This is a genomic window from Mycobacterium asiaticum, assembly GCF_001673365.1.
In the GTDB taxonomy this organism is placed as follows: Bacteria; Actinomycetota; Actinomycetes; order Mycobacteriales; family Mycobacteriaceae; genus Mycobacterium; species Mycobacterium asiaticum_A.
The window spans coordinates 1-10,202 of record NZ_LZLS01000054.1 but is presented as its reverse complement, the minus strand read 5'-3'; the positions used below and the strand labels follow the sequence as shown (position 1 = coordinate 10,202).

6 protein-coding genes are annotated in these 10,202 nt (G+C 66.5%); 5 read left to right on the top strand and 1 reads right to left on the bottom strand.

Features of this window, described 5'->3' with window-relative positions:
• The 3 genes from A5634_RS05940 to idi form a co-directional block, all read left to right on the top strand.
• The coding region (locus tag A5634_RS05940; protein ID WP_172831633.1) for an arabinosyltransferase C-terminal domain-containing protein at positions 1 to 2,093 on the top strand (2,093 nt) is incomplete at its 5' end.
• 188 nt (positions 2,094 to 2,281) lie between these two features.
• Positions 2,282 to 3,304, top strand: a complete 1,023-nt coding sequence (locus A5634_RS05935) for a polyprenyl synthetase family protein (RefSeq protein ID WP_065143154.1) — start codon at positions 2,282 to 2,284, stop codon at positions 3,302 to 3,304.
• The gene (idi, locus tag A5634_RS05930; protein WP_065143153.1) at positions 3,304 to 3,930 is read left to right on the top strand and encodes an isopentenyl-diphosphate Delta-isomerase; all 627 of its coding nucleotides are present in this window, start codon (positions 3,304 to 3,306) and stop codon (positions 3,928 to 3,930) included. Before A5634_RS05935 ends, idi begins: the two co-directional genes overlap by 1 nt.
• A 46-nt stretch (positions 3,931 to 3,976) precedes the next feature.
• On the opposite strand, the gene A5634_RS05925 is transcribed toward idi, so the two are convergent.
• A complete protein-coding gene (locus A5634_RS05925; RefSeq protein WP_065143152.1) occupies positions 3,977 to 5,107 on the bottom strand; it encodes a BTAD domain-containing putative transcriptional regulator in 1,131 nt (376 codons plus the stop codon).
• A gap of 121 nt (positions 5,108 to 5,228) precedes the next feature.
• Here A5634_RS05925 and A5634_RS05920 point away from each other — a divergent pair, with 121 nt between their 5' ends.
• On the top strand, positions 5,229 to 8,507 hold the full coding sequence (locus tag A5634_RS05920; protein WP_065143151.1) for an arabinosyltransferase domain-containing protein: 3,279 nt from the start codon (positions 5,229 to 5,231) through the stop codon (positions 8,505 to 8,507).
• The coding region (locus tag A5634_RS05915) for an arabinosyltransferase domain-containing protein (protein ID WP_172831632.1) at positions 8,504 to 10,202 on the top strand (1,699 nt) is incomplete at its 3' end. The genes A5634_RS05920 and A5634_RS05915, both read left to right, overlap by 4 nt.

Sequence of the window (10,202 nt, the reverse complement as noted above, 5' to 3'; positions counted from 1 at the left end):
GCCTGCGCCCCGAACCGATCATCGCCCTGGGCATCCTGCTGACCTGGTGCTCGGTGGAGCGCGCCGTGGCAACCAGCCGGCTGCTGCCGGTGGCTCTGGCCTGCATCATCGGTGCCCTCACCCTGTTCTCCGGCCCCACCGGCATCGCGTCCATCGGCGCGCTACTGGTCGCGATCGGCCCGCTGCGGACGATCCTGCATCGCCGCTCCAAGCAGTTCGGGCTGCTGCCACTGCTGTCGCCGGTCCTCGCCGCGACAACGGTCACCGCCATCCTGATCTTCCGGGACCAGACCTTTGCCGGCGAGGCGCAAGCCACCGTGCTCAAGCGGGCCGTCGGGCCCAGCCTCAAATGGTTCGACGAGCACATCCGCTACGAGCGGCTGTTCATGGCCAGTCCCGACGGATCGGTGGCGCGTCGCTTCGCGGTGCTGGCGCTGCTATTGGCACTGGCGATCGCGGTGGCAGTTTCGTTGCGCAAGGGGCGAATTCCGGGCACCGCCGCCGGCCCGAGCCGTCGCATCATCGGCATCACGATCATCTCGTTCCTGGCGATGATGTTCACCCCGACGAAGTGGACCCACCACTTCGGCGTATTCGCCGGGCTGGCCGGTTCGCTGGGGGCGCTGGCCGCGGTGGCGGTGACGGGGGCGGCGATGCGGTCGAGACGCAACCGCACCATGTTCGCCGCCGTGGTCCTGTTTGTGATGGCGTTGTCGTTCGCGAGCGTCAACGGCTGGTGGTATGTATCCAATTTCGGTGTGCCGTGGGCGAATTCGTTCCCGAAGTGGCGATGGTCGCTCACCACCGCGCTGCTGGAACTCACCGTGGTCGTGCTGCTGATCGCGGCGTGGTTCCACTTCGTCGCCACCGATGACGGGTCGCCCCGAACCCGGATCGGCACCCGGTTGTCGCGATTCCTGCAGTCCCCGTTGGCAATTGCGACATGGCTGCTGGTGTTGCTGGAGGTCGTATCGCTGACCCAGGCGATGATCGTCCAATACCCGGCGTGGTCGGTCGGCCGGTCGAATCTCCAAGCGGTGGCGGGCAAGGTCTGCGGCCTGGCCGAAGACGTCCTGGTCGAGTTGGATCCCGACGCCGGCATGCTGACACCGGTGTCCGCGCCGGTAGCCGACGCCTTGGGGGCTGGCCTATCAGAAGCGTTCACCCCCAACGGGATTCCCGCCGACGTCTCCGCCGACCCGGTGATGGAACGACCCGGCGACCGCAATTTTGCCAGCGACGACGGCGTCGTCACCGGCAGCGACCCCGGCACCGAGGGCGGCACGACCGCCGCGCCGGGCATCAACGGCTCGCGCGCCAGGCTGCCGTTCAACCTGGATTCGGCGAAGGTGCCGGTGTTGGGCAGTTGGCGGTCCGGGATCCAGGTGCCGGCGATGCTGCGGTCGGGCTGGTATCGCCTGCCGCCGAAGGATCAGCGCGGCAAGACGCCGCTGCTCGTGGTGACGGCGGCGGGACGGTTCGACCCCCGTGAAGTCCAGGTGCAGTGGGCCACCGACGACGAAGCTGCCGCCGGAAAGCACGGTGGCTCAATGGGATTCGCCGATGTCGGCGCGGTGCCAGCCTGGCGCAACTTGCGCGCGCCATTGTCGGCGATTCCAGAATCCGCCACCCAGATCAGGCTGGTTGCCGACGACGACGACCTGGCTCCGCAGCACTGGATCGGCCTGACCCCGCCACGGGTTCCGCAGTTGCGCACCCTGCAGGACGTGGTCGGTTCCAACGATCCGGTATTCCTGGACTGGCTGGTGGGGCTGGCATTCCCCTGCCAGCGACCGTTCGGCCACCAGAACGGTGTCGACGAAACACCGAAGTGGCGGATCCTGCCCGACCGGTTCGGCGCCGAAGCCAACTCGCCGGTGATGGACAACCTCGGCGGTGGCCCGCTGGGCATCACCGAACTGCTGACCCACGCGACCACGGTAGCCAGCTACCTCAAGGACGACTGGTTCCGCGACTGGGGCGCGTTGCAACGGCTGACGCCCTTCTACCCGGACGCCACACCCGCCCGCCTCGAGTTGGGCACCGTCACGCGCAGTGGGTTCTGGGACCCGGCGCCGCTACGCAAGAGTTAGCAATCCGAATTGTCGCTTCAATCGAACCGTTGATTGCCGGTCGTCGGTGTTAAATCCGCGCCGCACTCTGAGCTCGCTATGAAACAGCTCCATATTCCGGAAATTTCCGGTATCGCCTGGAATGATGCGTCGACAATCGCTTCTCTGCCTTGCCCGCCGAACGCATTCAAACCCTAGGAGTGCTCGCGATGTCCGGGACCACCGAACTAGCTGTCACGTCAAATGTCGAATCGATATTGAGCGATGCTCGTTCACTGATTCAGCCGACCCAGCGCGCGGCACTCGACACCCTGCCCACCGAAATTCGACACGTCGCTGGCTTTCACCTCGGGTGGTGGGACACTACCGGTCGGGCAGCGGCCGGGGGCGGTGGCAAATCGATACGGCCCGCGCTGACTTTGGCGTGCGCCCGCGCAGCAGGTGGGGCCGCCGCAGCAGCGGTTACCGCCGCCGTTGCGGTGGAGCTGGTGCACGACTTCTCATTGATGCACGACGACATTATGGACGGTGATGCAACGCGGCGTCATCGGCCTACCGCATGGGCGGCGTTCGGAGTCCCCAGGGCACTGTTAACCGGCGACGCGTTGCTGGCGTTGGCGTTGAATCTCGTCAGCGCTGGTATTCCAGGAGCAGCACTTCGGACGCTAATTTTGGAGCTGTGCGCCGGTCAATCCGATGACCTGACGTTTGAAAGTCGTGTCGATGTCGCCCTTCCGGAGTCCTCGCGGATGGTGGAGCAAAAAACGGGAGCACTGTTCGGCGTCGCGTGTCAGCTGGGTGCGCTATCGGCTGGAGTAGAGGCCCATATCGCGGACCTGTATCGACAATTCGGACGACATTTAGGCATCGCGTTCCAGATGATCGACGATATTCTCGGAATCTGGGGATCGGAGTCGGTTACCGGCAAGCCGATCTATTCCGATTTAAGATCGCGCAAGAAATCCGTTCCGGTGGTTGCTGCAATGTCAGCCAACACTGCGGCGGCCCGCGAGTTGGCCGAGTTGTACCGGCGTAGCGCCGCACTCGACGACAGCGAGTTGGCACATGCTGCCGAGTTGATCGAGGCGGCCGGTGGCCGAGTTTGGGCCGAGACGGAGGCGGACCGGCATCGCGTGGCTGCCCTCGACGCCCTCGCCGCCGCGGCTCCGACTCAGGACGGCTTGGCGCAGCTACATGCCCTAACGGAACTCGTCACCTCTAGGGTCTCGTAGTGAGCGGTGGTCTTACAGAACCGGTCGAATGCGTGGTGCTCTTGGACGAGGACGGTGACGCTATCGGGGTAGCCGCCAAAAAGAGCGTGCACACCACACAAACTCCCTTGCACCTGGCCTTCTCGACTTATGTGTTCGACACCGAAGGTCAGTTGTTGATCACCAGACGCGCAGCCACAAAACGCACCTGGCCCAATGTGTGGACGAATAGTTGCTGCGGTCATCCCCTGCCCGGTGAACCGCTGCCCGAAGCCATCCGCCGACGACTGGCCAGTGAACTGTGCCTGCACGCCACCGCGGTGGACCTGATTCTGCCCGGCTTTCGCTACCAGGCCACGATGCTCGACGGCACCGTGGAAAACGAGATGTGTCCGGTATATCGGGTTCGAGTCGACCAACAGCCGCAACCCGATTCCGACGAGGTCGGCGCGCTGCGATGGATCGCCTGGGACCAGTTCGTCTGCGACGTTATGGCCGACCGGATCACCCCGATATCTCCGTGGTGCAGAGCCCAAATGCTGCTGTTGAACCAACTAGGACCACACCCCGCCGACTGGCCCGTCGTCGACGATTCCAAGCTACCCACCGCGGCGCATCACGCCCGCCGCAAGGCGGGCGGTCCATAGCGAGCGTGCGTCGCCTAATCGAGGCTGCGTCCTCGACCCGCGTCCGTCATGCGGGGCGAATTTCGAAGGTGAACTCCAAGCCGCCGATGCAGACCGAATCGCCGCTGGTCAACGTGGCGCTACCGCGGACCGGCTCACCCCGCACCTCCACACCGTTGGTCGAGCGCAGGTCGGTGATCACGTAACCCGTTCCGGTGTCGGCGATGACGGCGTGGTGGCGGCTGACGTCGGTGTCGTCGAGCACGATGTCGTTGTCGTCCAACCGTCCGATCCGGGTGGTCGTGCCATTTAGCTGGTACTCGCGCCCGAAGCGGTCGCGTAGCGCGGCGATCACCGTCAACTCCGTCGCAACCGTGGTGTCCACCCGGACGCCGCTCCGCTTGCGGGTGCTTTTGACGGCCTGCTTTGTGACGATCGGCTCCTGGCGCAGGATCCGCGCGTGCAGGGTGCTGATCGTGGGCCCGGGATCGATGCCCAGCCCGTCGGCCAGCGCCACCTTCAGCTGCCGGTAGGCGCCGAGCGCGTCGGATTGCCGCTCGGTGACGTAATAGGCGGTGATGAGCTGTGCCCACAACGGTTCGCGGTAGGGGTGCTCGGCGGCGAGCGTCTCCAGTTCGCCGATGACGGCATCGGCCCGCCCGCAAGCGATCTCGGCTTCAGCCCGTGCGCTGTGCACCGCCACCTTTTCTTCGATGAGTTTTGCCGAAAAGGCCGCGACGAACTCGAAGTCCCGCAGGTCGTCGAGGACCGGACCCCGCCACTCGGCCAATGCGGTCGACAGGTGGCTACTCGCCTCGTCGAAGCGTCCGGCCGCCGCCGACTGTTGCCCCGCGGCCTTCGCCGCGGCGAACCGCCCCAGGTCGTACGCGTCGTCGGCAACGGTCAGCTGATATCCCGGCGGCGCGCTCGCCAGAACCTGCCCCGGATCAACGCCGGCGGTGCGCAGCAGTCGTCGCAAATTGGAGATGTGGGATTGGATGCTGGTGCGTGCCGCCGGTACCGGGGCCCCGTCCCACACCGCATCCGTCAATGAATCGACCGACAGCGGCCGATTGCGATTGATCAACAGCATCGCCAGCACCGCGCGCTGCTTGGCGGCACCGACCGACACCGGGGTCCCGTCCACCAGCAATTGCAGCGGTCCCAGAACACCAAACCTGAGCGGCGTGTTCGTCATCGCGCTGCCAGCCTTCCCGTCATCGAGGGCTTCGGCTTCCTATCTATGGCTATCTATTGTGACCGCTACCGCGGCCCCGCATCCAATAGTCACTTAATAGCGTCGCCTACGATCGACCATCGTGTCCCCCGACGGTAATGAGCGATCCCACCGGATCGCCCGGTTAGCAGCCGTCGTCTCCGGAATCGCCGGTCTGGTGTTGTGCCTGCTGGTTCCGCTGCTTCCGGTGAACCAGACCACCGCGACCATCCTGTGGCCGCAGGGCAAGGCCCCGGACGGCAACATCAGCCAGATCACCGCCCCGCTGGTATCGGGTGCGCCGCGGACGCTGGATATCTCCATCCCGTGCTCGGCCGTTGCGACGCTGCCCGCAACCGGCGGCCTGGTGGTCTCCACTCTCCCGACCGACGGCTTCCAGACCGGCAAGCACGGCCTGTTCGTGCGCGCCGACAAGGACACCGTCGTCGTCGCGTTCCGCGACACCGTCGCGGCGGTGGCCCCCCGGGCAGCGATAGCCGCCGGCCGGTGCAGCCTGCTGCACATCTGGGCCGATGCCGGTGGCGCGGGCGCCGACTTCGTCGGTATCCCCGGCGCCGCCGGGAAGCTGGCTCCCGAGAAAAAGCCGCAGGTCGGCGGGATCTTCACCGACCTCAAAGTGCCCGCACAGCCCGGACTGTCCGCCCGCGTCGACGTCGACACCCGGTTCATCCTGGCCCCCACCGTCCTTAAGACGGTCGCGATGGTGCTGGGAGCGTTGGCGGTGTTGGGGTCCATTGCGGCCTTGGCCGTGCTGGATCGCCGGGCCCGGGGCGCCGCGAAGTACCGGCCGCGGATCACCTGGCGGGCCGGCCTGGTCCACTGGTTCGCCGACGCCACGGTGATCGCGACGTTGTTGCTGTGGCACATCATCGGCGCCAATACGTCAGATGACGGCTACAACCTGACCATTGCCCGGGTGGCGCCGAAAGCGGGTTACGTCGTCGACTACTACCGCTATTTCGGCACCACCAACGCGCCCTTCGACTGGTACTTCGGCGTCCTGTCCAAGCTGGCGGCCGTCAGCACCGCGAGCGTGTGGATGCGCCTGCCCGCCACACTGGCCGCGATCGCGTGCTGGCTGCTGATCAGCCACTGGGTGTTGCGCAGGCTGGGCCCGGGCAAGGGCGGCCTGGCCGGCAATCGGGTGGCGGTCTGGACCGCCGGTGCGGTGTTCGTGGCCGCCTGGCTGCCATTCAACAATGGCCTGCGACCCGAACCGCTGATCGCGCTTGGCGTGCTGGTCACCTGGATTCTGGTGGAGCGCGCCATCGCGCTGGGCCGATTGGCCCCAGCCGCGGTCGCCATCATCGTCGCCACCCTCACCGCGGCTCTGGCGCCGCAGGGGCTGATCGCAGTGGCTCCGCTGCTCACCGGAGCCCGCGCCATCGCCCAAACGATCCGGCGCCGACGGGCCACCGATGGCGTGCTGGCGCCGCTGGCGGTGCTGGCGGCGTCGCTGTCCCTGATCACCGTGGTGGTCTTCCGCTCTCAGACGCTGGCCACCGTGGCCGAGTCGGCCCGCATCAAGTACACGGTCGGGCCGACGATCGCCTGGTACCAGGATTTCCTGCGCTACTACTTCCTCACCGTCGAGAGCAACGCCGACGGTTCGATGGCGCGGCGGTTCGCGGTGCTGGTGCTGCTGCTGTGCATGTTCGGGATGCTGTTCGTGCTGTTGCGCCGCGGCCGGGTTGGCGGGCTGGCCAGCGGACCGGCCTGGCGGTTGATCGGCACCACCGCGATCGGACTGCTGCTGCTGACATTCACCCCTACCAAGTGGGCCATCCAGTTCGGCGCTTTCGCCAGCCTGGCCGGTGCCCTGGCCGGTCTCACGGCCTTCACCGTCGCGCGGATCGGGTTGCACAGTCGACGCAACCTGGCGCTCTACGTCACCGCACTGCTGTTCGTGCTGGCCTGGGCGACCTCCGGCATCAACGGCTGGTTCTACGTCGGCAACTACGGCGTCCCCTGGTACGACATCCAGCCCGTGGTGGCCAGCCACCCGGTGACCTCGATGTTCCTCTTCCTGTCGATCCTCACCGGGTTGCTCGGCGCCTGGTACCACTTCCGGATGGATTACGCCGGTCACACCGAGGTCAAGAACAATCGGCGCAACCGGGTGCTGGCGTCCACCCCGCTGCTGGTGGTGGCGGTGATCATGGTCCTGGGTGAAGTCGGCTCGCTAGCCAAGGGGGCGGCACTGCGCTACCCGCTCTACACCAATGCCAAGGCCAACCTCGCCGCGATCCAATCCGGGTTGTCCCCCAATAGCTGCGCCATGGCCGACGACGTGCTGGCCGAACCCGACTCCAATGCCGGCATGCTGCAGCCCGTCCCCGGCCAGCAGTTCGGACCCGACGGCCCGCTCGGTGGCGTCAACCCGGTCGGGTTCAAACCCGAAGGGGTCGGCGAGAACCTGCAATCCGACCCGGTGGTGAGCAAGCCCGGCGTTGTCAACTCCGACGCCTCCCCAAACAAGCCCAACGCCGCCATCACGGACTCGGCGGGTACCGCCGGAGGCAAGGGCCCCGTCGGCGTCAACGGATCGCGTGCGGCGCTCCCGTTTGGACTGGACCCTGCCCGCACCCCGGTGATGGGCAGCTACGGCGAGAACAACCTGGCCGCCCGCGCCACCTCGGCCTGGTATCAGCTGCCGCCGCGACGTCCGGACCGGCCACTGGTCGTGGTTTCGGCAGCCGGCGCGATCTGGTCATACAAAGAGGATGGCGACTTCATGTACGGCCAGTCGCTCAAATTGCAGTGGGGCATCTCCCGGCCCGACGGAAACTTCACGCCGCTTGGTGAGGTGTTTCCGATCGACCTTGGCCCGCAGCCGGCCTGGCGCAACCTCAGGTTCCCGCTGACCTGGGCGCCGCCGGAAGCCAACGTGGCGCGCATCGTGGCATACGACCCGAACCTGAGCTCCGAGCAGTGGTTCTCCTTCACCCCGCCGCGGGTGCCGGAGTTAGAACCGTTGCAGCGGCTGATCGGGTCGCAGACCCCGGTGCTGATGGACATCGCGACGGCGGCCAACTTCCCGTGCCAGCGGCCGTTCTCCGAGCACCTTGGTATCGCCGAATTGCCGGGGTACCGCATCCTGCCCGACCACAAGCAGACCGCGGTGTCCTCGAACCTGTGGCAGTCCGCCTCGACCGGGGGGCCGTTCATGTTCACCCAGGCACTGCTGTGGACCTCGACCATTTCGACGTACCTCAGCGGCGACTGGTATCGGGACTGGGGCTCGGTGGAGCAGTACCACCGTTTGGTCCCGGCCGATCGGGCTCCCGAAGCCGTCGTCCAACAGGGCGTGATGACAGTGCCCGGCTGGAGCCGGCTAGGACCGATTAGGGCCCTCCCATGACCCTTCCCGCGAACAGACGCAGAATCGCACAAAATTCGGCGGATCCGCGCGATTCTGCGTCTGCTCGCGAGACGAAAGTGACCCGCTGGGTGGCGACCATCGCGGGGCTGATCGGTTTCATATTGTCGGTGGCCACGCCGTTGCTGCCCGTCGTGCAGACCACCGCGATGCTCAACTGGCCGCAGAACGGCCAACTCAGCAGCGTCACGGCACCGCTGATATCGCTGACGCCGGTCGACTTCGTGGCCAGCGTGCCGTGCAGCATCGTGCGGGAGATGCCGCCGACGGGTGGCGTCATCCTGGGCACCGCGCCCAAACAAGGTAAGGACGCAAACCTCAACGCATTGTTCGTCGTGGTCAACGCCCAACGGGTCGACGTCACGGACCGGAACGTGGTGATCATTTCGGTGCCGCGCGATCTGGTCGCTTCAGCTCAATGTGAGCGCATCGAGGTCACGTCGACGCATGCCGGGACGTTCGCCAATTTCGTCGGCCTGAAGGATCCCGGTGGCGCACCGCTGCGCAGCGGCTTCCCGGACCCGAACCTGCGTCCGCAAATCGTCGGGGTGTTCACCGACCTGACCGGTCCAGCGCCGCCCGGGCTGAGCATGTCGGCGACCATCGACACCCGCTTCTCCACCACCCCGACGACGCTGAAACTGCTGGCGATCATCGGTGCCATCGTGGCGACCATCGTCGCGCTGCTGGCACTGTGGCGCCTCGACCAGCTGGACGGCCACCGCATGCGCCGGTGGCTTCCGGCAAACTGGCGCACCTTCACCCTGCTTGACGGTGTGGTGATCTTCGCCTTCCTGCTGTGGCACGTGATGGGCGCGAACTCCTCCGACGACGGCTACATCCTGGGCATGGCGCGTGTCGCCGACCGGGCCGGTTACATGTCCAACTATTTCCGCTGGTTCGGCAGCCCGGAAGACCCCTTCGGCTGGTACTACAACCTGCTGGCACTGATGACCCACGTCAGCGACTCCAGCATTTGGATGCGCCTGCCGGACCTGTTCGCCGGCTTGGTGTGCTGGCTGCTGCTGTCCCGCGAGGTGCTGCCTCGCCTCGGGCCGGCGGTGGCCGCCAGCAAACCGGCCAACTGGGCCGCCGCCATGGTGCTACTGACGGCGTGGATGCCGTTCAACAACGGGCTGCGGCCCGAGGGAATCATCGCGCTCGGCTCGCTGGTCACCTACGTGCTGATCGAGCGTTCGATGCGCTACAGCCGCCTGACGCCGGCCGCGCTGGCCATCATCACCGCAGCGTTCACGCTCGGTGTGCAACCCACCGGATTGATCGCGGTGGCCGCGCTGGTGGCCGGCGGCCGGCCCATTCTGCGAATCCTGGCCAAACGCCGACGCATGGTCGGCGGCACGCTGCCGTTGCTCGCGCCGATGCTGGCCGCCGGCACGATCATCCTGTCGGTGGTGTTTGCCGACCAGACGCTGTCGACGGTGATGGAGGCGACCCGGGTTCGCGGCAGCATCGGCCCCAGCCAGGCCTGGTACACCGAGAACCTGCGCTACTACTACCTGATCCTGCCCACGGTCGACGGTTCGCTGTCGCGCCGGTTCGGGTTCCTGATCACCGCGCTGTGCCTGTTCACCGCGGTGTTCATCATGTTGCGACGCAAACGGGTGCCCGGGGTGGCGCGCGGCCCGGCCTGGCGGCTGATGGGCGTCATCTTCGGCA

What these genes read in the sequence shown, in the direction of transcription:
- A5634_RS05935 (WP_065143154.1), top strand. Translation starts at nt 2,282, where the DNA reads ATGTCCGGGACCACCGAACTAGCTGTCACGTCAAATGTCGAATCGATA.
- A5634_RS05925 (WP_065143152.1), bottom strand. Translation starts at nt 5,107, where the DNA reads ATGACGAACACGCCGCTCAGGTTTGGTGTTCTGGGACCGCTGCAATTG.